Raw genomic sequence first — 23,135 nt, forward strand, 5'->3', positions numbered from 1 at the left:
GCCGTTCTACTGCGCTGCCGCGGGTGAACGGATCGCGTGTGCTCGCGCGATGACCTCCGTCAGTCCGTATGCGTTGACGATGGGGATCCCATAGCGGTTCTTGAACCTGGTGCGCAGGTCGACTCCGGCCGGCGCCGCGCAGCACAGGGCGAAACGCACCGACGAGGTGTCCGGCCGCGTCCGGCCGGGCAGGTCGGACAGCGCCGCGTACAGGTTCGGCACCGCGGACGAGTAGGTGGGCCGGGTTCGCTCGACCCGTTCCAGGAACGACTCCGGGTCGAGCTGGCCCGCCATGGTGGCGCGGCCTCCGGCCACCAACGGCGCGAGCGCGCCGACGACGAGGCCGCAGATGTGCCGCATCGGCAGGGTCGACAGGCTGTGGTCGGCACCGGTGAGGGCGAAGACCTTGATCACCAATCGGCACATGGCCTCGAGATTCCGGTGATCGAGCAGCGCCCGGTCGCCGTCGCGGTAGGTGATCAAGGCCAGCGTCTCCGCGCCGGGCCGCACGGCGGGGGTGCGGTCGCGTTCCCCCGCGCCGAGTGCCACGGCGACCGGGAGTACCCGGACGGACGAAGGGATCGCCGCCGGGCGTTCGTGCACGATGAGTACCTCGCACTCCGCGTCGCCTACCCGCTGACCTACTTCCTCGTCGGAGGCCACCGGATCGATCACGGCCGCCGTGGCGCCCAGCCGCCAGATCGCGAACAGCGACACCATCAGGTCGACGGCGCCGGGCAGCACGGCGCCGACGACATCGCCGGTCGTCACGCCCGCGCCGCGCAGGCGGGCCGCGGCGCGCTGGACGGCGGACAGGAACTCACTGTTGGTCAGCTCGGCTCCGTCGGCGGCAAGGGCCGGCTCGTGCGGGGCGGCAACAGCGCGACGGTCCGGAAGGGTGGAAAGCGTCATGCGATGTCCTCAGCAGCGGCGTAGTCGTTCGATGACAACGCTAGAAAGCACCGCTCGGCTCGCCACCGTCGTACAACGATCAATTTCGCCGCCCACCTTGTCGCCGGAAGACAACATCCGCCGCCGCGGTCGCGGCCAGGTAATACGATCGGCTCGTGACGAGTTCTCGTCGCAACGGCGAAGCCGACATCGACCGTTGTGTCGCGATGATCACCGCCCGCATGAACGAGCGGGTGCGGGAAATCAGCGCGAGCATCCATAGCGCGCTCGAGGAAGAGATACCCGAGCTGCGCGCCGATGTCCGCACCGTGGAACTGCTGGGCGCCAGTGTGCAGGGCAATGTCGACACCATGCTGCACGCGCTGCGCCACGACATCCCCGTCGCGCGCACCCACCTGCCCTCGGCCGCGACCGAGTACACCAGGCGTCTGGCCCAGCGCGGCGTCCCGCTCAACACCCTGGTGCGCGCGTACCACGTGGGACAGCGGCGGGCGACCGAACTGGTCTTCGCCGAACTGCAAAGCGCCGACGTCGCGCCGGTCGATCGCTTCGTGGTGGCCCAGGCCATCGCCACCAGGCTGTTCCGGTACCTCGACCAGGTGATCCAGCAAGTGGTCGCCGTCTATGAAGGAGAGCGCGAGCAGTGGCTGGACACCCGCAACAGTGTGCGCGCGCTGTGTGTGCGCGAGCTGCTGACGGGCAAGAAGCCGGTCGACGTCGACAGCGCCACCGAGCAGATCCGCTATCCGCTGCGTTGGCATCACTTGGCGCTCGTCGTCTGGTATCCCGGCGTGGAATCCCGCGGTGACGAACTCGGCGAGCTGCAGCGGTTCGTTCGCCGGTCGGCCGACACGGCGGCGACCTCAGCGACCCCGCTGTTCGTCCCCGACGATCAGCTCTGCGGCTGGGCCTGGCTGCCCTACCGTTCGGCGCGGCCCGAAGCCGTCGCCGAGGTCCGTGGTTTCGCGGCCGCGCGACGCGACGGCCCGAGCGTGGCGATCGGAACGATGGCGCCAGGACTGTCCGGGTTCCGCCGGTCTCATCGCCTGGCCCAGGACGCGCGGTCGGTCGCGCTCGCGCGGGAAGACGCCGGACACCGCGTGGTCGCGGCCGACGACCCGGGACTGTCGGTGGCGGCGCTGCTCGACGGCAGCACCGCCGAAGTCAGGGAGTGGGTCGTCGACGTGCTGGGCGACCTGGCCTCCGACACCGACAACGACGCGCGGCTGCGTGACACGCTGCAGGTCTTCCTGCGCACCGGATCGAGCTACAAGGCCGCCTCCGCGGAACTCGACCTCCACTCGAACTCGGTGAAATACCGGGTGGGACGGGCGGTTTCGCGACGCGGCAGGCCCATCGGCGACGACCGGCTCGACGTCGAACTCGCACTGCTCATCTGCCACTGGTACGGACCGGCGGTACGGCGACCCGATTCGGCGTGACCCTGCTGCCGCGCCCTCGGCGGCGCGGCCCGGCTCCGTGCGGAGGGATCAAGCGATCAGGAATCGAGAAGCGCTGGTCAGCGGGCTACCGCTACGTTGGACGCGAGCCGTTCGGACACAGAGGAGGACGAATGAACTGGGACAGACGGGTTCGGCAGACGCACCGGTGGCTGGCCGTCATCTTCACGGCGAGCGTCGTCGTCACCGTGGTCGCCTTGGCACTGAGCGGCCCGGTGTGGTTTTCCTACGTGCCGCTGCCACCGCTCGCCTTGCTGCTCTTCTCCGGGCTCGGCGTCTTCGGGTTGTCGTGGGCGGCCAGGCGACGCGGCCGGGCTGCCGGGAACACCGCACCGCGGCCAGTCGTGTCGGCGCCGCGGGTCCGGCAGTTGCACCGCTGGTCGGGCATCGGCTTCGTCGTGACCGTTCTCGCCACTTTCGTCGCCTTGGCGCAGCAGGAGCCGGTCGTCTGGGTGTCCTATCTGCCGCTGTTGCCGCTCGCCCTGCTGCTGTTCTCCGGCCTCTACATGCTGGTGCGGCCGCTCGCCCTCGAGCGTCGGCGCGCCGGCCGGGTCGCCACGTCCTAGGCGCCCTCCGGCGCGGCGCGGGCAGCGATATGGTCGGAGCATGCGATCCCGGCCCTTGACTTTGATCCAGGACGACCTCGTCGACTACGACAAGGCCATGGAACGGATGGGGGAACTGGTCGACCAGCGCCACAGCGGCGCGCGGCCGGACACCCTGTGGCTGCTGAGCCATCCGCCGGTCTACACCATCGGGCGGAAGACACCGCGGGAGCACCTGCCGGACCCGGCTCACGACATCCCGGTCGTGCAGACCACGCGCGGTGGCCAGCTCACCTATCACGGGCCCGGCCAGCTGGTCGGCTACCTCGTCGTCCGGCTCGATGCCGGCGAAGGTGTGGTGGACTACATCCGTGAGGTCGAGTTCCGCCTGATCGAGGCGCTCGGCCGGTTGGGCGTTCCCGCCGAACGCCGCGACACTCCCCCCGGCTCCGAGCTGCTCACCGGCGTGTGGACCCGCGACACCGGCCGCAAGATCGTCTCCATCGGCATGCGCCAGAGCCGAGGGATCACCAGTCACGGTTTCGCCCTCAACGTGAACGGCGACCTCGAGCCCTGGCGCTGGGCCGTCGCCTGCGGGCTCCCCGACGTAGACATGACCTCCGTGGCCCGCGAATCCGGCGCGGCCACCATGGAACACGTGCGCTCGATCGTCGCCACCGCTTTCGAAGCGAGCTGAACCCGGCGCGCGACGCATCCCCTGTGCGGCAACCGCTGACCGCGCGTGTGCCCGCAGGCCGACGCACCTCAGGCGCAGGCCGCGGTGTCGAGTGAGCGGCGACCGCTGACCGCACGTGGGCATATACCTGCGGGCGGGCACTCCTCAGGCGCGGGCTGCGGGGATCAGCCGGGCCCGCGGTGTCAAGGTGCGCATGCTCCTCTTCACGACGGTGGCGTAGGCGGTGGTGGCGGCTCGATCGGTGGGCCGTAGCGGGATGTTCAGCAGTTCGCGGGTTCGCTGGTGCAGCACCGTGCGGACCGCGAAATCCGGGAGCGCGCGCGGAATCCAGGTGTCGGGGCGCAGCAGTTCCGGCGCGAGCTTGTCGCTGTGCGGGGTGACGGCGAGTTCGGTGGCGCACACCGATTTCAAATAGTCGTCGAAATCCGCCCAGGTTCGCGGCATGTGCCGCGCCGAGATGCCGTAGCGCAGGTACCACTCACAGCATTCGGCGTAGAGCGTCTGCTTCTCGTCGAGAGTCAGTGGGCGGTCGAAGGTTTCGATCGCGGTGTAGAGCGCGTCGACGTAGGTGGCGTGCTGGAAGAAGAACAGCTCGGGGGTCAGGCCGCTGTAGCGTTTTCCCCGGCTGTCCACGCCGTGCACCAGTCCGTGCCCGTACAGAATCGCCGGATGCGGATCGCACAGCGTGTAGGCCAGATGGATCATTCGCGACACGGTCCGCTTCTTGTGCGCCCACAGGCTGCTCGGCGCGTGGGCGACGATGGCCGCCGCGACGGACGGGTGCAGGATCTGCAACCCGACCGCACGCGGCAGGCTCAAGACGAAGCGGCGGTCGCCGAGATACCGCCCGAGAAGCGAATCCCGGTCGAGCGGAGCGGATTTCATTCCCGCAGCCTCATCCGCGCGACGACCGGGGCGAGCAGGCGGGGAGTCCACCAGTTGGCGGTGCCCGCTATCCGCATGGCGGCGGGGACCAGGATGGTGCGCACGAGCGCGGCGTCGAGGACGACGGCCAGGGCCAAGCCGACTCCCAGGGCGCGCATGATCGACACTTCGCTCGTCGCGATGCCGACGAACACCACGGCCATGAGCAGCGCGGCGGCGGTGACGACCCGCCCGGAGCGGGCCAGGCCGACGGCCACGGCGGTGTCGGCGTCGGCGCGGGTGCGCGGGGAACGTTCCCATTCCTCGGTGAAGCGGGAGAGCAGGAAGACCTCGTAGTCCATCGACAGGCCGAAGGCCACGCAGAACAGCAGCACCGGGACGGTGGCGACGGTGTAGCCGGTGGCCGTCGTGCCGAGGCAGCCCAGATGGCCCTCCTGGAAGATCCACACCAGTGCGCCGAACGTGGCGCTCAGCGAAAGGGTGTTCAGCACAAGGGCTTTCAGCGGCAAGACGATGCTGCCGGTGAGCAGGAACAACAGCAGCGCGGTGGTCGCCACGATCCACAGCAGCGCGACGACGAAGCCGCGGGAGATGCCCGCCGAGGTGTCGGCGGTCTGCTGCGCCAGCCCGCCGACGAGGATGTTCCCCGGTGCGTCGACGGCGCGGATCGCGTCGAGCTGGTCGCGCCCCTCGTCGGAGTACGGGTTCAGCGCCGTCGCGACGGTCAGGTGCGCGGAGCCGCCGGACCCGGTTCGTCCATCGGCCGGGCCCGCCGCCGAACCCGCCACGTAGACACCGGCCGGACCGCTCACCGCGGTGACGCCGTGGACCCGGGACAAGCCCGCGGTGTACTCGCCGAGCCGCTCGGCAGGCGCCCCGGTGACCACGATGTGCACGGTGCCGGTGATGTTCTGGTCGAACCCGTCCCGGATGCGGTCGCCGACCTGCCTGGACTGCGCGTCGGCGGCGAGCACCCGATCGTCGGGCAGGCCGACCCGCAGGTCGAGCACCGGCGATCCGGCCAGCAGCAACAGCGCGAGCACCGGCAGCGCGGCCAGCAGCGGACGTCGCTGCACCGCGCGCGCCACCCGGTAGAGCCGGGTGCTCTCGGCGGGAGCGGCCTCGCGCGGGGGCTTGCGATTCATGCGTGGGCCCAACAGGACCAGCAGCGCGGGCACGCAGGTGAGCGCCAGCAGGATGGACAGGACGACGACGGCGACGCCCGCATAGCCGATGGAGCGCAAGAAGGCCATCGGGAAGACCCACAGGCCGACCAGCGCGGTGCCGACGATGACGCCGGAGAACACCACCGCCCGCCCGCCGTGGCGCATGGCCGAGGACAACGCCTGTTGGTGCGGCAGTCCGCGGCTGATCTCTTCCCGGTAGCGGCCGATCAGCAGCAGCGAGTAATCGATCGCCAGCGCCAGGCCGAGCGCGGTGGTGATGTTGAGCGCGAAGATCGACAACTCGGTGAGGAAGGTGAGCGCGAACAGCACCGCGGTGGTGCCGACGATCGCGAGCACGCCGACCACCACCGGAACGGCGGCGGCGATCACGCTGCGCAGGAACAGCACCAGCAGCAGGAAGGTCAGCGGCACGGCGATCGCCTCGGCGAGCACGAGGTCGCGGGAAGCGGCGGCGTTGATCTCCTCGAACGCCATCGCCTGGCCACCCGCGAGCACGGCGACGCCGTCCCGGTCGCCGGTGTGGCGTTCGGCGAGGGCGTGCGCGGTGCGCTGGGCGGTGTCGTCGTCGCCGTCCAGGCCCGCGATCACCAGACCCGTGCGGTGGTCGCGGCTGACCAGCGCGGCGCCGGTGGGCTCGAGCCATGACGTCACGGTGCTCACCCGGTCGTCCCGGCGCAGGTCGGTGACGATCCGGTCGGCGGCGGCGCGCGCCGCGGGCGAGTCCGCGCCGCCGGGCGCGTCGACGGCGAAGATCAGTTGCATGTGCGAGACGCCGTGCTCGGCGGCCAGCACATCGGCGGCGTGCGCGGACTCGGCGTCCGGGTCGACGAACCCGCCGGAGGTCAGCCGGTCGGTCACCAGCCCGCCCAGGGAGCCGAAGACGAGGAAGGCGACGCCCGCCACGACAAGGACCAGTTTCGGCGCCCGCGCGCAGATCTCGGCGACGCGGGCGATCACTCCGGTCGCGCCCGCGGTGTCGGCGGTGTCGGCGGAAGTCGTCATTTCCCCTCCACGGCGGGCAGCCACCAGACGGGAGTGACCTTGTGCCCGGCGCCGATCTCGATCGGCGGATGCGATTGCCAGCCCAATATCTCGCACATCTGGACCACGTCGGAGGACTTGGCTTCGCCGTAGCCGGGCAGGCCCTTGGCCCGCGCCACCCGCATGACGCGTTTGAGCAGCGCCGCGCCGCCGCCGAGCGTTCTTGCGCCGACATACCAGAAGTAGAAGTGCGGTTCGGTGGGGTGCGCCGCCTCCACCTTGGACAGCATTCTCGCCATCAGCACCGTGCGCGGCGAGCCGAGCAGCACGATGGCGGGAAGCCGCAACAGCCAGACCCACAGCGGGAAGCGGGGTCCGGTGCGCTCGTAGGCGATGAGCACAGCGGAGGGTGACCGGTCGGCGTCGAACGTGGCCTGCAGGTAGCCGCCGAGGCGCGCGCAGATCTCCACCTCGCCGCGGAAGAACCAGTACAGCGCCTTCGCCGCGCGGGCGGGCCGCTTCGGGCGCACGTCCTGCCAGATCGCGTCGTCGGTGAAGGCGTCGGCCAGCACCCGGGCGGCGGCGGCCCGCTGGTGCCTGGCGACGTTCGACGGCATCGTCACGGTGGTCATCTCAGCCTTTCTGGTCACGGTTCACCCGTGGGCGCCCTGGTAGAGGGCGTCGAACTTCTCCCCGCCCGCGGGTCGGCCGAGGGCGGTCAAATACAAGGTCTGCCTGCCCGGGGGCAGCGCGCGGTTCCAGTACTCGGGCGCCAGTCCCCCGACCCCCGTGACGCCGGCGCCGTGCCGGGCGGCGAGGAGGTAGAGCACCTGTCCGGCGACTCCGGTGCCGAGCAGCAGCGCCTGCCGGTCGGCGTCGATGGTCGAGTCGTCCTCGCTGGCAGGGGCGCTGAAGACGACGAACGCCTCGGCTCCGAGCAGGTGCTCCTGTCCGGCCAAGCCGGTCAGCAGGTCACCGGGCGGCAGTGCCGTTCCGCCGGGCGCTTGCCCGACCACGTGCATCGTCGGCGTCGGTAATCCCAGGCGGCTCAGCGCGATCGCGGCGATCTCACGGGCGCTCGCGACCACGGCGCCGAGGTCGTAGCCGGGCGGCGTGCCGGTGCCGAAGGCCGCGGCGGAGCGGCGGATCGGGATGAACCGGGCCAGATTGCCGGGCAACTCGCCCGCACGGTCGAAGAACACCGGCTGCGGTGGTCCCGGCGGTCGCAGGCGATCCGCCCACTGCTCGAATTCGTTGCGGCCCATCTGCACTCGGGGCATGGACGTGGTGACCAGCCGCCAGCCGTCGGCTTCCCCGTCGTGCGGCACGAAGGCACGGACCAGTCCGGCGGCGAGCACGTCGCCCGCGACGCCGCCGGCCCCGGTGCCAGGCAGCCCGTCGGCGAAGCGATCGGCCGCACTGTCGTCCCGGTCGAGCAGCGCCAAGGAGAACAGGGCGTGACCGGCGTCGATGAGATGGTAGAGGTAACCGCGGGCGCCGTATTTGCGCATGGACAGCCAGGGCCGCCCGACCAGCAGGCACAGATAGTCCTCGGCGCCGGTACCGAACTCGGTGTCGGCGCGCACCACCAGCTGCTTGCGAGCGGGGTCGAGCAGCGCGATCGCGCCGGATTCCGGTTCCACCAGGAGGATCTCGTACGGATACGTCGCTCCGGCGGAAGGCACGAACCGTGACCGACCGCCGCGGCGGCGGCCGATCAACCGGTCCACGTGGCCGACCGCGCCCGCCACCGGACCGGTGAGCGGTTCGATGCCGACGGTCTGCGGCAGCGGAGGATGGATCACATCGCCCCAGGCCAGGGCGGATCCGGTCATCTGCACGTCAGCTCCATTCCGCGGTCTCCGGGTGCGCGCGGCGCACCCGCCTGCGGGTGTGCTCCCAGTACGAGCGCACCGAGAGGTCGGCGAAGATGTAGTCGCGCTTGGCGGCGACGTCGAGGGGATTCGAGATCGAGAACGGACGCCCGCTGGCCAGCGCGTCGAGCTGGAGCCGGCAGGCGCGCTCGAGCATCAGCGCGAACACCACCGCGTGGCGCACGCTGCGGCCGACCACCACGCTGCCGTGATTGACCAGGAACACCCCGACCCCGTCGTCCAGGGTCTTGGCGATCGCCGCGCCGACGTCGAAGGTGAGCACGGTGTTGCTGGTGTCGTGGAACCGGTGCACCTCGCCGCCGAGCAGCGCGCCCTCGTGGCTGAGCGGCGCCAGCTCGGCGTCGAGCGCGCCGAAGACCAGGCTCGCCGGGGCGTGGCTGTGCACGATGCCCGCGACGTCCGGGCGAGCGGCGTAGATGGCTTGGTGCAGCGGTAGTTCCGGGGGCGCCTGCGCGTCCGGCGGCTCGGCCGCATCCACCGCGGCGTCGACGAAATCGGCGGGCGTGGCCTCGTCGAAACCGACCAGCGCGCCCTTGATGGCGAAGCGGTCCCGCCCCGGCCTGCGGACCGAGATCTGTCCTTGGTTGAAGTCGTCGTGGCCGCCGGACGACAGTGCTCGCGCACCGATCGCCGCTTGGATCACCAACGGGGAAGTCATAGCGTCCTCACAGTCGTGCCGCGATGGCGTTGCGCTGGATCTGATTGGTGCCCTGGATGATCTGCAAGAGTTTCGCTTCCCGCATCCACCGCTCCGCCGCCTCGCCCGGCAGGTAGGCGGAGGCGCCGAGGACCTGCACGGCGTCGGTGGTCACCCGCATGGCGGTGTCGGTGGCGAAGAGTTTCGCCTGGGCGGCGAGCAGCCCGGCCTCTGGTCCGCCCGCGTCGATCTCCGCGCAGGCGCGGTGCAGCAGCTGACGGGCGGCGGCGAGCTGGGTGGACATGTCGGCGAGCAGATGACCGACGGCCTGATGCCGGATGATCGGCACGCCGAACTGGACACGCGACTTGGCATAGGCGGTCGCGCGCCGCAGCGCCGCGGCGGCGAGCCCCACCGCGCACGCCGCCAAGCCGACCCGGCCTTGGGTGAACATGTCGTCGGCCACCCGCGCGCCACGGTTCACCCGGCCCAGCACGCGGTCCGGGGGCACCGCCACCCCGTCGAAGACGACGTCGGCGCTGGGCAGCGCGGCGGCGCTGTGCTTGCGCGCCGCGGGCGCGACGGTGACGCCCTCGGCGGCGGAGTCGACGGCGAAGCAGGTCAGGCCGCCGAGTCCGGCGTCGCTGGTGCGCGCGTACACGACGAACACGCCCGCCACCGGCGCGTGCCCGGCCCAGGTCTTCCTGCCGTGCAAGCGGAATCCGTCGCCGCTGCGTTCGGCGCGCAACTCGATGGCGGACATGTCGGATCCGGCCGCGGGTTCGCTCACGCAGTTGGCGCCCAGCATGCGGCCCTCCGCCAGCGCCGGCACCAGCTCGTCCCGCACTCGTGGTCGCGCGTGCCTGGCCACGGTGAGGGCGACGAGCGTTTGCAGATGCACCGATTCGGCGAGGGCGAGCCAGTTCTCGGCGATGACCTCCACGTTCGCGCAGAACGAGCGCACCGCGCCCCGGCGGCCCGCGATCACCGGCTCGGCCAGGCCGGTCGTCATGATCCGGCGGAACAGTTCCGCCGGGAACCGGCCCTCGTCCTCGTATTCATCCACCATTCCGGCGCAGCCGCCGAGCAGATCGCGCAGCAACTCTGTGGCCTGCGCCGACGGCTCGGAGGCAGCCCCCTGCGGTTCCCGCCTGGTGTCGTGCGCGTGTTCGGCCGCCTTCGCGGCCGCCCCGCTCATACCGGCACTCCCGCGAGTTCGGCGAACGCCTCGGCCGCCGTGTACCGGCCGGGCTCCGCCTGTTCCAGCCACGCCGCCAAACCGAGCGCCGCTGCGGCGGGCCCGCCCAGGTCGCGGACGCGGTGGCTCAGTTCCCAGCTCTCCCCGGCCGACGCGATCACCACGTGGTGGTCGCTGACCGGCATGCCGTAGCGCTGCGCGAGCACCGCCGCGCCGTCCGGCAGCAGAGCGGCCAGGTTGGTCGCGGTCGCCGACGGCGCGTCGATCTTGGTGGTGGGATGGCGGTCGAGAACGGTGAACTCGGCGTCCGGGACCAGCGCGACGGCCAAGCGAGCCGCGAGTTCCACCGCCCGCGCCTGCACCCAGTGCAGCGGGCTGAGATTGGCGGCGACCATGACCGGAACCCGTTGCGCCAGAGCGGAAAGCGTGTCCTGCGCGCTGCCGGGCCGACCCGACACGCACGACAGCAACGCCGCCCCGGTCCGCACGCAGTACCCGGCCACCGCGTCGAGCGCAGCGGGCCTGCTGGCGTCGATCACCACACCCGGCGCTGTTTCGCCGACCGTCCACCCGGCGGAGTCGGCGGTGGTCACCACCGGCACACCGGCTCGCTCGCACGCGGCGAGCACGGCCCGGCCGAGGCGTCCGGTCGCGCCGATCACCGCCACCGGACGATCAGGCGTCCTCGACACCCTGGTTCCTCAGATAGGCCACGATCGCGGCGACCGTGCGCAGGTGGTCGAGGTCGTTCTCCAAGTCGATCTCCACGCCGTAGCGGATCTCCAGCGCGTCCACCAATCGCAGGAACGACAGCGAGGTCATCCCCGCTTCGGCGAAGGTCTGCTCGGAGCGCTGCGCGCTGTCGGCGTCGAGCGTGCCGTCGGTCGCGGTCGCCACCAGATCGGCGACCGCATTCGTGAGCGAATCCTGCACTACGTCGGACATCAGCGGCCTCCCGTGACCGGTTGCTGGAATGTGTGCATGAGCAGCTCGCGCACCGCCGCGGCCTTGACCTTGCCGGTGGCACCGCGGGGCAGTTCCCCCACGGTGACGAGCACCTCGGGCACCTTGTAGTCGGCCAGGCGTTCGCGCAGGAACCCGCGCAGGTTCGCCGCGTCGAGCGGGACGCGGGTCTGCACGGCGGCGCCGACGCAGTCGCGGCCGCTCGGCGTCGTCAAGGCCAGCACCCGGCAGTCGGTGACGTCGGGGTGCGCGGTGATGGCGTCGCTGACCGATTCGACGGTGAATTTGCGCCCGCCGATGTTCAGCACCGGCTGGGCCCGGCCGCCGAGGAACAGCTCACCGCCGGTCACGGAGCCGGTGTCGGAGGTGACGTAGCTGCCGTCGGCGGCGATCGCGCGCTCGAATTCCCCCGGATAGTTCAGGTACCGGGTGCCCATCGAGGCCGTGCGGACGTGCAGCACCTCGACACCGTCGGCGCCGGGCCTGGATTCGACGGTCACTCCCGGCAGGAGCATGCCGTTGCCCTCCGGCCGGGTGCCGTCGGCGAAGGTGACGGGCCCGGTCTCGGCGATGCCGTAGTAATCCGAGATCGGCCCCGACAGCGCCGCCACGTGCGACGCGACCGACGCCGACAGCGGCGCCGCCGACGACAGCCGTAACCGGATGCGGCGCAGGGCTTCCCGGGTTTCTTCCGGGAGCGCCGCGGCGGTGTAGTCGGTGAACCGTTCGTAGGCCGCGGGAAACGCCACCAGGATGCTCGGGCGCAGCGCCGTGACGTGACGCATGATCGCGCCGCCGCTCGGCATCCCGCCCGGCAGGGCCAGGCTCGCGCCGGTGAGCAGGCTCGGCATCAGCGTGGTGTTGAACGCCAGGCCGTTGTAGCAGCCCGCGAAGCACAGGCTCAGATCGTCGCGGGTCAGCCCCGCCGCACCCGCCCAGGTCCCGGCCGCGTTGAGCACGGCGCGGGCGGAGAACTCGATGCAGGCGGGAGCGCGGGTGGAACCGGAGGTCAGCCGCCCCAGCTCGGTGTCGGCGGCCAGGGCGGGACGCGCACCGGTGAGACCGGTCGCCTCCGCCACCGAGCGTTCGTCGAGCGCGACCGCCCCGGCGGGAACGTCACCGGTCGGCGCGTGGACGACGGCATCGATGCCGCAGCCGCGCACCAGCGTGTCGATCTCGGCCCGCCCCAGGCTCGGGTCGGCCAGGATCGGCAGATCCGCGCGCGACCACACGGCCAGCAGGGTGGCGATGTAGTCGGGATGATTGGCCAGGGCGAGCAGGATCCGGCTGCCGCCGCGCGGCGCGACCGCGTCCAGGAGACCGGCTCGGCGCTCGGCGTCCGCGCGCAGTTCGGCGAACGTGCGCGTCTCCCGCAGGGTGAGCACCCTGGCGTCGGGCGCGTCGTCCATCGCGGCGACCAGCGCCTCGTAGATCCGGGTCGGGCGCGCGGCGGCGCTCATGCCGGTCCGCCGAATTCGATGTCCGGCCCGAACAAGCCCCGCAGGATCTCGGTGGTGTTGGTGCGCAACGCCCGTTCGGCCAGCGGGTCGAGCATGTCGGCCAGTGACGGGATGCCGAGGTCGACGACGGCGTCGAACCGCACCGTCACCGCGTCCTCGTGCGGCGTCACCCGCCACGCGCCGTCGAAACGCGCGAGATCACCGGTGATCTGCTCGAACGACAGGGTGCGCGCGACGTCGTCGACCACGTCGCGCTCGGTCCACTGCAGCAGCCCGTTGCGGAACCACACCGACCAGCTGCTGACCTGGGTGCCGTGCGGATCGACGTCGAGGGTGATGTCGCGGACGACATCGGCGTGCTCGGCATAGGACGGGAAATCACGCAGGCGCGCGAACACCACGTCGGGATCGATGTCGCGCACGGTCGCCCGCACCGCCACGGAACGCTCGGCCATCAGACCATCACCTCGCTGCGCTCGTGCGCGGTCGCGGCCATGTTCTCGCGGGCGATCACGGTGCGGTAGGTGGTGCGCATGACCTCTTCGGCTTCGGCCGCCGAATAGGCCTGCGGCGCGCCGGGCAGCGTGCCCAGCGAGGTCGGCATCGGATCGGGCTGGAACAGCGCGGCCAGGGTGGTCATCAAATTCGCCATTTTCGTTTTCTCGGAGGGGCGCAGATCGTCGAAGAAGGCCGGTTTGAGCAGACGCGAGAAGATTTCGGGATCGACGCGGCGTGGACTGCGATGCGGCAGGCCGTATTCCGCGGCGGTCTCGTCGAAGATCTCCAGCAGGCGCTGCGCGGTGATCGCGGCGGGGCCGATGGTCGCCCACGCGAGTTCCGGTGGGGTCTGCGCCTCGACCACGGCCGCGATCACACCGGCCACCACGTCGCACGGCACCAGGTCGTAGCGCGCTTGCGCCGCGCACAGGAACAGCGGCACCGAGCCACGCAGCATCGCGCGCGAGATGCTGTGCACGCCTTGGTATTCGGTGATCGCACCGGTCTTCGAATGTCCGCCGATCGCGGAGGGGCGCACGATGGTGTACGGCAGGCCGCTGCCGCGCACCGCCGCCTCCCCTGCGCGCTTGGCCACGAGATACTCGCCGGGACGCAACGTGGCGTGACCGCCGGTGATGTCCTCCGGCAGATCCAGATCGACGAACGCGGTGCTCACGTGCACCACCCGCGCCGAGGCGCGCGCCGCCAGGTCCAGCACACGCTGGGTGCCGACGACGTTCACCGCGTGCAGTTTCTCGGGTCCGGCGGCGAAGTCGACGTTCGCCGCGCAGTGCACGACGAGATCGAGTCCGTCCAGCACCATGTCGGTGTCTCGGGCGTCGAGCCCGAGACCGGGCGCGGTGAGGTCGCCGCGCACCACGGCGTCGGCGCCCGCGACGGGACGGCTGTGGGTGAGCGCCACGACTTCGTGCCGGGCACCGAGCATCCGCAGCAGCGGCACTCCGACGACACCGGCGCCGCCGGTGACGAAGATCTTCACTACTTCTCCTCGCAGAAGGTCAGATCGCGTGGGCCGCGAGGCGCACGCATGCTTTCTCGAAGGCCTCGAGCAGCCATGCCTCGTCGAGTGGCTGCAGCGTGGCCGGTGGGGTCAGACGCAGCACCGGTCCCGCGTTGAGCGAGTGGTTGACGACCACCCGCGCGTCGATCATTTCCAGCAGGAACTCGCCCGCCAGCCCGGCGTCGGCGAATTCCAGGCCGAAAAGGGTTCCGGCGCCGCGGATATCGATCAACTGCCGCGGGCAGGTGCGGTCGCGGATCTCGGAGAGGCCGGTACGCAGCCGGTCTCCGATCCGCGCCGAGGCCGCGACCAGGTCCTCGTCCCGCAGCACCGCCAGCGTCGCGGCCGCGGCGGCCATGCCGAGCGGGGCCGCGGAGAAGGTGGAGGTGTGCAGGCACAGGTCGGCGTCGAAGGCCGCGTAGGCCTCCTCGGTGGCGATCGCGGCGGAGACCGGGAGCACGCCGCCGCCGAGGCTTTTGCCGACCAGCAGCACGTCAGGGGTGATCTGCTCGATCTCGCCGCGCCACCAGGTGCCGGTCCGGCCGAGTCCGGTCATGATCTCGTCGAGCACCAGCATTGCGCCGCGTTCGCGGCACAGCCGCTGCACCTGTGCCAGGTATCCGGCGGGCGGCACGATCACTCCGCCCTCGCCCTGGATCGGCTCGAGCACCACGCAGGCGTCCGAGCCGTCGGGGCCGAGCGCCTCCTCCAGCGCGGCCGCGTCGCCGTAGGGCACCCGGGCCGCGCCGTGCAGCAGCGCGCGGAACGGCGCCTGGTAGGTGTCGTTGGCGGTCAGCGACAGCGCGCCGATGGTCTTGCCGTGATAGCCGCCCGCCGCGCCGATCAGCCGCGTGCGTCCCTGGATGGCGGCCATCTTCAGCGCCGCCTCGGTGGCCTCGGTGCCCGCGCCGGCGAAGTACACCTTGGTCAGCCCGGCCGGGGCGACCTCGGCCAGAGCCGCCGCCGCGCCCGCAGCGGCGGCTTCGAGCATGCCGCGGGTGCCGACCGGATGGCGACCCAGTTGCTCGGTCACCGCGTCAACCACCCGCGGATGCCTGGCGCCGAGCAGGAAGACGCCGTAGCCGCCGCAATTGAGGAATTCGCGACCGTCGGTGGTCCACAGCCGCGTCCCCTCGGAGCGATGCTCCACCAGTCCGCCGAGCAGGCTGCCCAGCTGCGCACGCGCCCTGCCGAGATGCTGCCGAGTTTGTTCCAGAACCACGAATTCCGTTGTCATACAAGACTTTCCGGGTCATAATGAGGGCGCCCCGCACACCCCCTGAGGACATGAGAGACACTAAGTTTCAGTCTCTCAGAGCGTCAACTCGAACCCCGCGTCCCGCACACTGAACGATCGACCATTAAGGCCGGGAGCTGCCCGGTTGCGACCGGTTGTGGCATGGCCCACAACCGCAGGTCACAGCAACTTCCGCGGCGCTCGGCAGCCGGCCCGCGGCCGCCGCGGCACGACCGAGCTCGTGCCGTACGGCGATCGGCCGCCCTTATGCGTTACCGGACGTATCCCAAACTCGGTGAGCCGCGGTACTGGCAGACCACGAAATCCGCGCGTCGATTCGCGCGGGCCGCACGAGCTGTGAAGAATGCTCGCAATCACGAGATCAACTGTCCGCCTGGGGATAACGCGCCATACGGAGCGGACGCGACGACTGGAGAAATAGCGGTGGTACTGCTGTGGGTGGTGATCGTTGCCATCGTCGTGGTTCTGCTCGGCGGTGCGGCCGCGGCGATGGTGTGGGATCCGAATTCCCGCCGGAAAGCCAGAGCGGCCGAGCGGGTCGCCCCGCCGCCGCTGACGGCCGTTCCCTCGGCGTACGACAGTTGGCCGCGGCGATCCTGACGCCTCATCCGGCCACGGTCCGCTCCGTCCGGCCGTCGAGCCGACCCGCCGACCCGCAGTGTTGCCAAACGGTTGCCCACCGGTGAGCATTTCGGGCTTCCCGGTGCACGCCCACGGGGTACGGTGCGGAGGAAGAGCGCTGCGCCGAGCCTTGGCAGGCGTCCGCGTGCGGCACTGGCACCGATGATCCCGAGACGACGGAGGTGCGGCGGTGACAGGCACAGAGGCAACGCAGTGGCCGGCGTTGCGCGTCGACGACTGGACTCCCACCCGGGAGACGCTGCACATGTGGACGCAGATCATCGGCAAGATCAGGCTCTCGCACGCTCCGCTGGTCAACCACTGGTGGCAGGTCACCTTCTACGTCAGCCCGAGGGGCCTGACCACCTCCGCCATCGCGCACCCGGCCGGATGCTTCGACGTCGAGTTCGACTTCCTCGATCACCGGCTGCGTATCCGCTCCAGCGACGGCCGGACCAGGCAGATCGCGCTGGAACCCAAGCCGGTGGCCGACTTCTACGGCGAAACCGTCGCCGCGTTCGGCGAACTCGGTATTCCCGTGCGAATCCAAGCCAGGCCCAACGAGGTCGAGCCCGCCATCCCCTTCGCCGACGACTACGAGCACCGCTCCTACGACGCCGCGGCCGCGACCTTGTTCTGGCGCCAGCTGCTGGCGGCAGACCGGGTCGTGCACGAGTTCCGCGCGCGCTTCATCGGGAAAGTGAGCCCGGTGCACTTCTTCTGGGGAGCAACGGATTTGGCGTGCACCCGATTCTCCGGACGGCCGGCTCCGCGACATCCGGGCGGCGCGCCCAACTGCGGCGACTGGGTCATGGTCGAGGGTTACTCGCATGAACTGAGCAGTTGCGGTTTCTGGCCCGGCGGCGGGGCGGAGGGCGCCTTCTACGCCTACGCCTACCCGGAACCGGACGGATTCGCCGAGTATCCGGTCGGCCCGGCAGACGCCTTCTACAGCCGGGACAACCGCCAATTCCTGCTGCCGTACGAGGCGGTTCGCACCGCCGCGGCGCCGGAGCGCGCGCTTCTGGAATTCCTCGAGACCACCTACGCGGCCGCCGCCGACCTCGGCCACTGGGACCGCGCCGCCCTGGAGGCCGACCCGAACCGGTGGAAGCACAAACGCCGAGCGCGCGAGACGGACATGTCGCGGCCGCCCGGCTAGTGATCCGGCTTCGTTGCGTCGCTCGACGACCCAGCGGGCGCGAGACCGGGCACCGACCCGCCCTCGTCCCTCCGGACATCACCGGAAGAGCAGGTGAGTGACCTGTTCAACGGTACGTTGGTCAGGTAATGCGCGTCCGATGATCGCCGATTCCCGAATCGATCCCGAACGAGCTGGGCAGAGCTTCGCGCCAACCCTAAATCTCCCACAGATGGGAAGCCCCTGTCGGACGGATCACCAATCAATGTATCGTTATATGACGGCACGTTAATCGACGGGATGAATCTTATGCACAACACGAGGAAGCGCGTGACAGTGCGTCGAGTGGTGGCCTCGGCGCTGATCGGTGGGGCGGTCGTCGTTGCGGCGGCGGTCGCTTCGCCCGAACCCACGGTGACCACCACCGCGGACCGGTACTCGCACAACCCGGCGGACAAGCGCGGTTCCGGCGTGGGCGAGCGCGCCCGCAGCAGCAACCACGGTGGCTACCAGGGACGCAACGAGCGCCCGTGCCAGTACACCCCCGAGGGTTACTGCACCGGAGGACGCTAGCTCCACGCAGCGTCCGGCGCATCGCAAGGGCGGCCCGAAAGGGCCGCCCTTCCGCGTGCCATCAGTCCTGCGCCGGACCGTAGGCGAGGTGGACGACGCCGTTGGCGTAGACCTCGTGCTCTTTCAGCGCGAGCTTGGTCGCGTCGACGCCGTCGCTCCACAGGCGCTTGCCCTTGCCCAGCGCGATCGGGTAGACGAACAGGTGCAGGTCGTCGACCAAGCCGTCCGCGAGCAGCGCCCGCACCAGTGTGCCGCTGCCGCTGATGTAGATGACGCCGTCGATCTCGTCCTTCAGCTTGCGGATGACGTCCGGGTCGTAGCCACCGATGCGGGTGCTGTTGGCCCACTCCACCTGCGGCTCCCGCGCGCCGACGACGTACTTCGGCGTGTCGTTGAAGAACGGCGCGCCCGGGTCGTCCTCGACGGTGCGGGTGGACCAGGCCGGAGCGAACATCTCGAACGTGTTGCGGCCCAACAGGATCGCCTTCGACGCGGAGGTGATCGCGCCGAGCGTCTCCCCCATCTTCGGATCGAACCCGAACTCGAAGGTCCAGGACGGATCCTCGTACACGCCGTCGAGAGCGATGAATTCGTGAACTGCGATGGTTGCCATGGGTGTTTCCTTTTCTCGGGCGCTGCGGCCGGTGCCGCTGTCGGCGACGACTCTGCCGGTGCCGCCTTACGGTTTGTTTACGGTCGGTCCGCCGCCTTCGGGCGGACCCGGTGTCGAGGTTGCTTTCTACCGCACGAACGGCGTTTCGGCCCGTGCCGCGCGCAAGGCGCACGCCCACCAGATGAGCTGGTCGAGCGCGGCGTCGGCGTCCTCGTCGAGTTCGGCGTCGCGGCGCGGCCAGCTGCCGTCGCCGGCGAAACGCTGCCAGGCCTTGGTGACGGTGACGGTGCGTCGGATGAGCACCGCGTTCAGTTCGCCGAAGACCGGACGCAACTGGGCCGCGGCGTGACCGCCGTCGGCGTCGCGGCCGTATCCCACCACCGTGACCGGCTTGGCGGCCCACTCCTCGTCGAACCAGTCGACGGCATGCTTCACCGCGGCCGGAAAGCTCCGGTTGTATTCGGGTGTGACCAGGACGAACGCGTCCGCCGCTGCCAGCCGTTCACCGAGAGCGCGCACCTCGGGCGGTAGCGGCTCGTCGGGATCGGTCAATCGGCCGGGCAACGCGGTCTCGGCGAGATCGATACGGTCCACGTCCGTGTCGCGGCGGCCGAGCCGCCCGGCGAACCAGTCCGCCACCGTGGGGCCGAAACGGCCCGCGCGTGTGCTGCCGACGATCAGCGCCACCCGTATCCGGTGGTGACCGGTCATCGCGCGTCCTCCGCTGTCACACCGGCGTTCGGCTTCGTGGGGTCGGGGGCGAGCGCGTCATCCGGCGGTCGTGGCAGGCCGTGCGCTCCGTCATGCGGCCCACGGTCCCGGGGCAGTCCGTCCGCGCGGGCAGGCGTCCGCGCGGTGGAGGCCGCACCGCGGACGTTCCGAAGTGCGGTGGTCGTGACGAGTGGCATGTCGGGCTCCCTTTCCCCGAGTACGGTGTACGGCTTCCTCACTGTGGGCCGGCCGCCTTCCGGTTTGTTTGCGGTCGCCTTCCCGCACCGCTCGCCTAGGCTGGCCCCCATGCGTTTCGGGGTGCTGGGTCCGTTGGCGGTCTGGACGGACGGGGGCGCCGCAGTGCCGATTCCGGGGGCCAAGGTGCGCGCGCTGCTGGCCGACCTGCTGGTCACACCCGGCCAACCGGTCTCCGGCGATCGGCTGATCGACGACATCTGGACCGATGACCCGCCCGGCAATCCGGCGGGCACGCTGGCGGCGAAGGCCTCGCAACTGCGCAGGGCGCTGGAGGACGCCGAACCCGGCGGCCGGGACCTGGTGGTGTCCCCGCCGCCCGGGTATCGGCTGGCCGCCTCCGCCATCGACGCGCAGGATTTCCGCGCCTTGGTGGCGTCGGCGCGGGCGACGACCGACACCGCCGAGCGGGTCCGGGCGCTCTGCGCGGCGCTCGCGCTCTGGCGCGGGCCCGCGTTCGCCGATTTCCGGGACGCGTCCTTCGCCCGGGCCGCCATCGCGCAGCTCGAAGAGCAGCGTTCGGTGGCGGTGGAGGAACTGGCGGAGGCGCGGCTGGCACTGGGCGAATACCGCGAGGTGGCAGGCGAACTCACCGGCTTCGTGACGGCGCATCCACTGCGCGAGCGGCTGCGCGCGGCCCACCTGCGCGCGTTGTACGGCGCGGGCAGGCAGGCCGAGGCACTGGACGGTTACGAGGACCTGCGCAGGCGCCTCGCCGACGAACTCGGCATCGACCCGAGCCCGGAGCTGGTGGCGCTGCAGCGCGCGATCCTGGCGCAGGACCTGCCGCTCGCCGCGCCCGCGCAGATCGTGGTCGCGCGGCGGCGCAGCTCCAACATCCCAGCGCAGCGCACCGAGTTGATCGGCCGCGACACCGACCTCGCGCAGCTGTGCGACGCCGTGCAGGACGCCAGGCTGGTCACGCTCACCGGGCCCGGCGGCGTTGGCAAGACGCGCTTGTCGCTCGCGGCCGCGGCGGCGCTGACCCGGCGATTCGGCCACGGCACCTGGCTGGTGGAACTGGCCGCGCTGCAACCGACCGCGGCCGACGGCGCGACGTTCCTCGCCGACGCCGTGGCCGGCGTGCTCGGCATCCACGCCGCCGACGGCGCCGACAGCACCGCCTCGTTGTGCGAAGCGCTGGCCGACCAGGAACTGCTGCTCGTCCTGGACAACTGCGAGCACGTGGTGGATCGCGCCGCCGAACTGGCCGAGATGCTGCTCGGCGCGGCCCCCCGGCTGCGCATCCTGGCCACCAGCCGGGAACCGCTGCGTCTGCCCGGCGAGGACATCGTCGCGCTGCAACCGCTGGATGTGCCCGCCCGGGAGGCGTCTTTCGACGAGATCGCCCGAGCGGGGGCGGTGCGGCTGTTCGTGTCCAGAGCGCGAGCGGCAGCCCGCGATTTCGCGCTCGACGCCGACACCGCGGCGCCGGTCGCGACGCTGTGCCGCAGGCTCGACGGCATCCCGCTCGCGCTGGAACTCGCCGCCACCCGCGTGCGCGCATTGGGCGTGCACGAGATCGTCGCCCGGCTCGACGACCGGTTCAAACTGCTGGCCACCGGGCATCGCGGCGTGCCGCCGCGCCAGCAGACGCTGGCGGCGATGATCGACTGGAGCTGGGGACTGCTGGACGCGACCGAGCAAACCGTGCTGCGCAGACTGGCGGTGCACACGGGCGGCTGCACCCTGGCGGCCGCGGAGGCGGTGTGCTCGGCGGGCGGCGAACCCGCGGTGGACGCCTCACTCGTCGCCGACGTCATCGCCAGGCTGGTCGACCGCTCGCTGGTGCACCGGGCGGGACGGCGTTACCGCCTGCTGGAATCGGTGGCCGCGTTCAGTCTCGACCGGCTGGCCGAGGCGGGCGAGTTCGACGCGGTGCATCTGGCCCACCATCGGTATCACCTGGCGCTGGCCGAGCGCGCCGAGCCGGAGCTGTACGGCGCCGACCAGCGCCGCTGGTTGCGCCGGCTGGACGACGACTCGGCCGAGCTGCGGGCGGCGCTGGACGGTTTCGTGCGCGCGGGCGACGCGGATCAGGCCCTGCGGCTGGTGAACGCGCTCGCCTGGTACTGGCAGTTGCGCGGCAGGCCGACCGAGGCTCGGCGCTGGCTGGAGGCGGCGCTCGCGCTCGGCGGCTCCCCGCGGCACCGGGCGCGGGCGCTGGCGTGGAGCGTCGGATTCGCTTTCCAGCAAGGCGATTTCGAGGATGGTTCCGCCAAGCGTGCGGCGGTGTTCGCGGTGTACGACATGGTCGACGATCCGGCCGGGCGGGCGCGCGCGGAACTCTTCCTCGGATTCTCCGCGCTGGATTCCGGTGACGTGCACGAGCTGGAAGCGCTCCTGCGCAAGGCGCTTCCGGTCTGCACGGAACTCGGCGACCGCTGGGGCGTGGCCTGCGGGCATGTGGCGCTGGCCAAGGCCGCCCACAATCGGGTCGATCTCCCGGCGCTGGAGCGGCACGCCCGCACCGCCGCACGGCTGTTCGCCGAGCTCGACGACCGCTGGGGCAGGCTCCAGGCCGCCGAATGGCTCGGCGGCCTGGCCGAACTCACCGGCGACCTGACCTCAGCCGCCGCCATCCACGCCGAAGCGCTCGGCTTGGCGCAGGAGCTGGAGCTGTGGGGGCAGGCGTGCACCCACCTGTGCTGGCTGGGCTGGATCGCCATGCAGCGCACCGACTTCGGCCGGGCGCAGGAGCTGGGCGAACAGGCCCAGCGCGTCGCGGCCGAGCACGGGTACGAAGCGGGCCGGTTGTTCGCCGCGCTCGTGCTCGCGTTCACCGCGCGGCGCGACGGGCGGTCCGAGACCGCCGAGCGGATCCTGCGCGAGCTGCTCGCCCTCCCCTTGGCCGCGGGCGAGGAGACTCCGCTGTTCCTGCCGATGCTGCAAGTCGAGCTGGGCTACATCGTCGAACAGCGCGGCGAGCCCGGCGCCGCTTTCGAGCTGTATCTGACCGCGTTCGACGGCGCGCGGCGCATCGGCGCACCCCGCGACACCGCCTTCGCGCTGGCCGCGCTGGCATCGGCGCTGACCGAGCTGTGCCAGCCGGAGATCGCGGCCCAGTTGCTCGGCGCCGCGGCGGCGGTGCGCGAGGCCAACGGCATCGCGCTGCTTCCGGCCGAGCGCCCCGATATAGACCGTCCGGCGACCCGCGCCGCCGCGGCGCTCGGCGAACGCGTGTTCGCCGAGCGTTATGCCGCGGGAACGCGGTCGGCTCCGGTCGCGGCGCGCGACCTGGCGGCCCGCGCGGTGCGCGTCAGCCGATGATCGCGTTCATGATCGTGCCCGCGCTCGTCGCCACCGCACCGCCTGCCATCGCGCTTGCGACCATCTTCGGCGACTGGAGACTGCCGCCGTTCCATTTCTCCCATGCGAACCTGCCCCCGCCGTAGGTGATCGCCGTGATGCCCGACAGCTGCACCAACCAGGTGAAGTAGCGGCCCATCTGCATCAACTTGTCCGCCAGCGGCGGCTCTTCGGCGGTCGGATTTTCGAATTGCTGCGCCATCACGGTGTCGTGCAGGGCGGCGAGAATCATGCTCACGTTCGTGCTCCTTTTTCGCATGCCGAGGTGATGCTGGAGACAATCCGAGAGAAAGAGCTGCGCTACCGAGGAGTTCG

General features: G+C 71.1%; 23 protein-coding genes. 7 read left to right on the plus strand and 16 right to left on the minus strand.

The genetic code is table 11. The features are described 5' to 3' along the window. Positions 1-6: 6 nt before the first annotated feature. Positions 7-912 carry a class I adenylate-forming enzyme family protein gene (locus ACH49X_RS24460; protein ID WP_195081715.1) on the minus strand — a complete coding sequence of 302 codons (906 nt, stop codon included), beginning with the start codon at positions 910-912 and terminating at the stop codon, positions 7-9. Between the two features lie 155 nt (positions 913-1,067). Here ACH49X_RS24460 and ACH49X_RS24465 point away from each other — a divergent pair, with 155 nt between their 5' ends. From ACH49X_RS24465 to lipB, 3 genes are all read left to right on the plus strand, one after another. Beyond that, entirely contained in the window at positions 1,068-2,354 is a 1,287-nt protein-coding gene (locus ACH49X_RS24465; RefSeq protein ID WP_323124319.1) for a helix-turn-helix domain-containing protein, read from the plus strand. A gap of 131 nt (positions 2,355-2,485) precedes the next feature. Next, on the plus strand, positions 2,486-2,938 hold the full coding sequence (locus ACH49X_RS24470) for a hypothetical protein (protein WP_323124318.1): 453 nt from the start codon (positions 2,486-2,488) through the stop codon (positions 2,936-2,938). A gap of 40 nt (positions 2,939-2,978) precedes the next feature. Beyond that, positions 2,979-3,614 carry a lipoyl(octanoyl) transferase LipB gene (lipB, locus tag ACH49X_RS24475; protein ID WP_195081714.1) on the plus strand — a complete coding sequence of 212 codons (636 nt, stop codon included), beginning with the start codon at positions 2,979-2,981 and terminating at the stop codon, positions 3,612-3,614. Between the two features lie 144 nt (positions 3,615-3,758). Here lipB and ACH49X_RS24480 read toward each other — a convergent pair whose 3' ends face one another. From ACH49X_RS24480 to ACH49X_RS24535, 12 genes are read right to left on the minus strand one after another with little or no spacing between them, the layout of a single operon-like run. Then, positions 3,759-4,499, minus strand: a complete 741-nt coding sequence (locus tag ACH49X_RS24480; protein WP_195081713.1) for an oxygenase MpaB family protein — start codon at positions 4,497-4,499, stop codon at positions 3,759-3,761. Continuing rightward, positions 4,496-6,688, minus strand: a complete 2,193-nt coding sequence (locus tag ACH49X_RS24485; protein WP_357206306.1) for an efflux RND transporter permease subunit — start codon at positions 6,686-6,688, stop codon at positions 4,496-4,498. The genes ACH49X_RS24480 and ACH49X_RS24485 overlap by 4 nt, the downstream gene beginning before the upstream one ends. Further along, positions 6,685-7,299 carry a hypothetical protein gene (locus tag ACH49X_RS24490; RefSeq protein WP_357206308.1) on the minus strand — a complete coding sequence of 205 codons (615 nt, stop codon included), beginning with the start codon at positions 7,297-7,299 and terminating at the stop codon, positions 6,685-6,687. Before ACH49X_RS24490 ends, ACH49X_RS24485 begins: the two co-directional genes overlap by 4 nt. Positions 7,300-7,320: 21 nt before the next feature. Beyond that, positions 7,321-8,502 carry a hypothetical protein gene (locus ACH49X_RS24495; protein WP_195081710.1) on the minus strand — a complete coding sequence of 394 codons (1,182 nt, stop codon included), beginning with the start codon at positions 8,500-8,502 and terminating at the stop codon, positions 7,321-7,323. Between the two features lie 7 nt (positions 8,503-8,509). After that, positions 8,510-9,220, minus strand: a complete 711-nt coding sequence (locus ACH49X_RS24500) for a class II aldolase/adducin family protein (protein WP_195081709.1) — start codon at positions 9,218-9,220, stop codon at positions 8,510-8,512. Between the two features lie 7 nt (positions 9,221-9,227). Further along, positions 9,228-10,397: an acyl-CoA dehydrogenase gene (locus ACH49X_RS24505; protein ID WP_357206310.1), complete on the minus strand. Its 1,170-nt coding sequence runs from the start codon at positions 10,395-10,397 to the stop codon at positions 9,228-9,230. Beyond that, positions 10,394-11,089: a dihydrodipicolinate reductase C-terminal domain-containing protein gene (locus ACH49X_RS24510; RefSeq protein ID WP_195081707.1), complete on the minus strand. Its 696-nt coding sequence runs from the start codon at positions 11,087-11,089 to the stop codon at positions 10,394-10,396. Before ACH49X_RS24510 ends, ACH49X_RS24505 begins: the two co-directional genes overlap by 4 nt. After that, on the minus strand, positions 11,073-11,342 hold the full coding sequence (locus ACH49X_RS24515; RefSeq protein WP_357206312.1) for an acyl carrier protein: 270 nt from the start codon (positions 11,340-11,342) through the stop codon (positions 11,073-11,075). The genes ACH49X_RS24510 and ACH49X_RS24515 overlap by 17 nt, the downstream gene beginning before the upstream one ends. Beyond that, entirely contained in the window at positions 11,342-12,820 is a 1,479-nt protein-coding gene (locus ACH49X_RS24520; protein ID WP_195081705.1) for a class I adenylate-forming enzyme family protein, read from the minus strand. Before ACH49X_RS24520 ends, ACH49X_RS24515 begins: the two co-directional genes overlap by 1 nt. Further along, a complete protein-coding gene (locus ACH49X_RS24525) occupies positions 12,817-13,275 on the minus strand; it encodes an SRPBCC family protein (protein WP_195081704.1) in 459 nt (152 codons plus the stop codon). Before ACH49X_RS24525 ends, ACH49X_RS24520 begins: the two co-directional genes overlap by 4 nt. After that, a complete protein-coding gene (locus tag ACH49X_RS24530) occupies positions 13,275-14,318 on the minus strand; it encodes an SDR family oxidoreductase (protein ID WP_357106417.1) in 1,044 nt (347 codons plus the stop codon). The genes ACH49X_RS24525 and ACH49X_RS24530 overlap by 1 nt, the downstream gene beginning before the upstream one ends. A 19-nt stretch (positions 14,319-14,337) precedes the next feature. After that, positions 14,338-15,576, minus strand: coding sequence for an aspartate aminotransferase family protein (locus tag ACH49X_RS24535; RefSeq protein WP_357106414.1), 1,239 nt, complete (start codon positions 15,574-15,576; stop codon positions 14,338-14,340). A 444-nt stretch (positions 15,577-16,020) separates the two neighbouring features. Between ACH49X_RS24535 and ACH49X_RS24540 the strand changes: the two genes are divergently transcribed. The 3 genes from ACH49X_RS24540 (at position 16,021) to ACH49X_RS24550 (ending at position 17,932) form a co-directional block, all read left to right on the plus strand. Continuing rightward, on the plus strand, positions 16,021-16,197 hold the full coding sequence (locus tag ACH49X_RS24540; RefSeq protein ID WP_357206314.1) for a hypothetical protein: 177 nt from the start codon (positions 16,021-16,023) through the stop codon (positions 16,195-16,197). Positions 16,198-16,408: 211 nt separating this feature from the next. Further along, a complete protein-coding gene (locus tag ACH49X_RS24545; protein ID WP_357206316.1) occupies positions 16,409-17,380 on the plus strand; it encodes a DUF5996 family protein in 972 nt (323 codons plus the stop codon). Between the two features lie 309 nt (positions 17,381-17,689). Further along, entirely contained in the window at positions 17,690-17,932 is a 243-nt protein-coding gene (locus ACH49X_RS24550) for a hypothetical protein (protein WP_157111944.1), read from the plus strand. 61 nt (positions 17,933-17,993) lie between these two features. Here the strand turns inward: ACH49X_RS24550 and ACH49X_RS24555 are convergent, their stop codons facing one another. Both ACH49X_RS24555 and ACH49X_RS24560 read right to left on the minus strand, forming a co-directional pair. Next, positions 17,994-18,545, minus strand: coding sequence for a dihydrofolate reductase family protein (locus tag ACH49X_RS24555; RefSeq protein WP_195081699.1), 552 nt, complete (start codon positions 18,543-18,545; stop codon positions 17,994-17,996). A gap of 126 nt (positions 18,546-18,671) precedes the next feature. Beyond that, the gene (locus ACH49X_RS24560; protein ID WP_357206318.1) at positions 18,672-19,256 is read right to left on the minus strand and encodes an NAD(P)H-dependent oxidoreductase; all 585 of its coding nucleotides are present in this window, start codon (positions 19,254-19,256) and stop codon (positions 18,672-18,674) included. A 306-nt stretch (positions 19,257-19,562) separates the two neighbouring features. Here ACH49X_RS24560 and ACH49X_RS24565 point away from each other — a divergent pair, with 306 nt between their 5' ends. Continuing rightward, entirely contained in the window at positions 19,563-22,781 is a 3,219-nt protein-coding gene (locus ACH49X_RS24565; RefSeq protein WP_357206319.1) for a BTAD domain-containing putative transcriptional regulator, read from the plus strand. On the opposite strand, the gene ACH49X_RS24570 is transcribed toward ACH49X_RS24565, so the two are convergent. Next, positions 22,771-23,052 carry a hypothetical protein gene (locus tag ACH49X_RS24570; RefSeq protein ID WP_195081697.1) on the minus strand — a complete coding sequence of 94 codons (282 nt, stop codon included), beginning with the start codon at positions 23,050-23,052 and terminating at the stop codon, positions 22,771-22,773. The genes ACH49X_RS24565 and ACH49X_RS24570 overlap by 11 nt on opposite strands. Positions 23,053-23,135 lie beyond the last annotated feature (83 nt).

Source organism: Nocardia sp. NPDC019323, assembly GCF_044389845.1.
Classification (GTDB): Bacteria; Actinomycetota; Actinomycetes; order Mycobacteriales; family Mycobacteriaceae; genus Nocardia; species Nocardia implantans.

What these genes read in the sequence shown, in the direction of transcription:
- ACH49X_RS24535 (WP_357106414.1), bottom strand. Translation starts at nt 15,576, where the DNA reads ATGACAACGGAATTCGTGGTTCTGGAACAAACTCGGCAGCATCTCGGC.
- ACH49X_RS24490 (WP_357206308.1), bottom strand. Translation starts at nt 7,299, where the DNA reads ATGACCACCGTGACGATGCCGTCGAACGTCGCCAGGCACCAGCGGGCC.
- ACH49X_RS24565 (WP_357206319.1), top strand. Translation starts at nt 19,563, where the DNA reads ATGCGTTTCGGGGTGCTGGGTCCGTTGGCGGTCTGGACGGACGGGGGC.
- ACH49X_RS24515 (WP_357206312.1), bottom strand. Translation starts at nt 11,342, where the DNA reads ATGTCCGACGTAGTGCAGGATTCGCTCACGAATGCGGTCGCCGATCTG.
- ACH49X_RS24570 (WP_195081697.1), bottom strand. Translation starts at nt 23,052, where the DNA reads ATGATTCTCGCCGCCCTGCACGACACCGTGATGGCGCAGCAATTCGAA.
- ACH49X_RS24495 (WP_195081710.1), bottom strand. Translation starts at nt 8,502, where the DNA reads ATGACCGGATCCGCCCTGGCCTGGGGCGATGTGATCCATCCTCCGCTG.
- ACH49X_RS24555 (WP_195081699.1), bottom strand. Translation starts at nt 18,545, where the DNA reads ATGGCAACCATCGCAGTTCACGAATTCATCGCTCTCGACGGCGTGTAC.
- ACH49X_RS24470 (WP_323124318.1), top strand. Translation starts at nt 2,486, where the DNA reads ATGAACTGGGACAGACGGGTTCGGCAGACGCACCGGTGGCTGGCCGTC.
- ACH49X_RS24480 (WP_195081713.1), bottom strand. Translation starts at nt 4,499, where the DNA reads ATGAAATCCGCTCCGCTCGACCGGGATTCGCTTCTCGGGCGGTATCTC.
- ACH49X_RS24525 (WP_195081704.1), bottom strand. Translation starts at nt 13,275, where the DNA reads ATGGCCGAGCGTTCCGTGGCGGTGCGGGCGACCGTGCGCGACATCGAT.
- ACH49X_RS24500 (WP_195081709.1), bottom strand. Translation starts at nt 9,220, where the DNA reads ATGACTTCCCCGTTGGTGATCCAAGCGGCGATCGGTGCGCGAGCACTG.
- lipB (WP_195081714.1), top strand. Translation starts at nt 2,979, where the DNA reads ATGCGATCCCGGCCCTTGACTTTGATCCAGGACGACCTCGTCGACTAC.
- ACH49X_RS24485 (WP_357206306.1), bottom strand. Translation starts at nt 6,688, where the DNA reads ATGACGACTTCCGCCGACACCGCCGACACCGCGGGCGCGACCGGAGTG.
- ACH49X_RS24560 (WP_357206318.1), bottom strand. Translation starts at nt 19,256, where the DNA reads ATGACCGGTCACCACCGGATACGGGTGGCGCTGATCGTCGGCAGCACA.
- ACH49X_RS24460 (WP_195081715.1), bottom strand. Translation starts at nt 912, where the DNA reads ATGACGCTTTCCACCCTTCCGGACCGTCGCGCTGTTGCCGCCCCGCAC.
- ACH49X_RS24505 (WP_357206310.1), bottom strand. Translation starts at nt 10,397, where the DNA reads ATGAGCGGGGCGGCCGCGAAGGCGGCCGAACACGCGCACGACACCAGG.
- ACH49X_RS24520 (WP_195081705.1), bottom strand. Translation starts at nt 12,820, where the DNA reads ATGAGCGCCGCCGCGCGCCCGACCCGGATCTACGAGGCGCTGGTCGCC.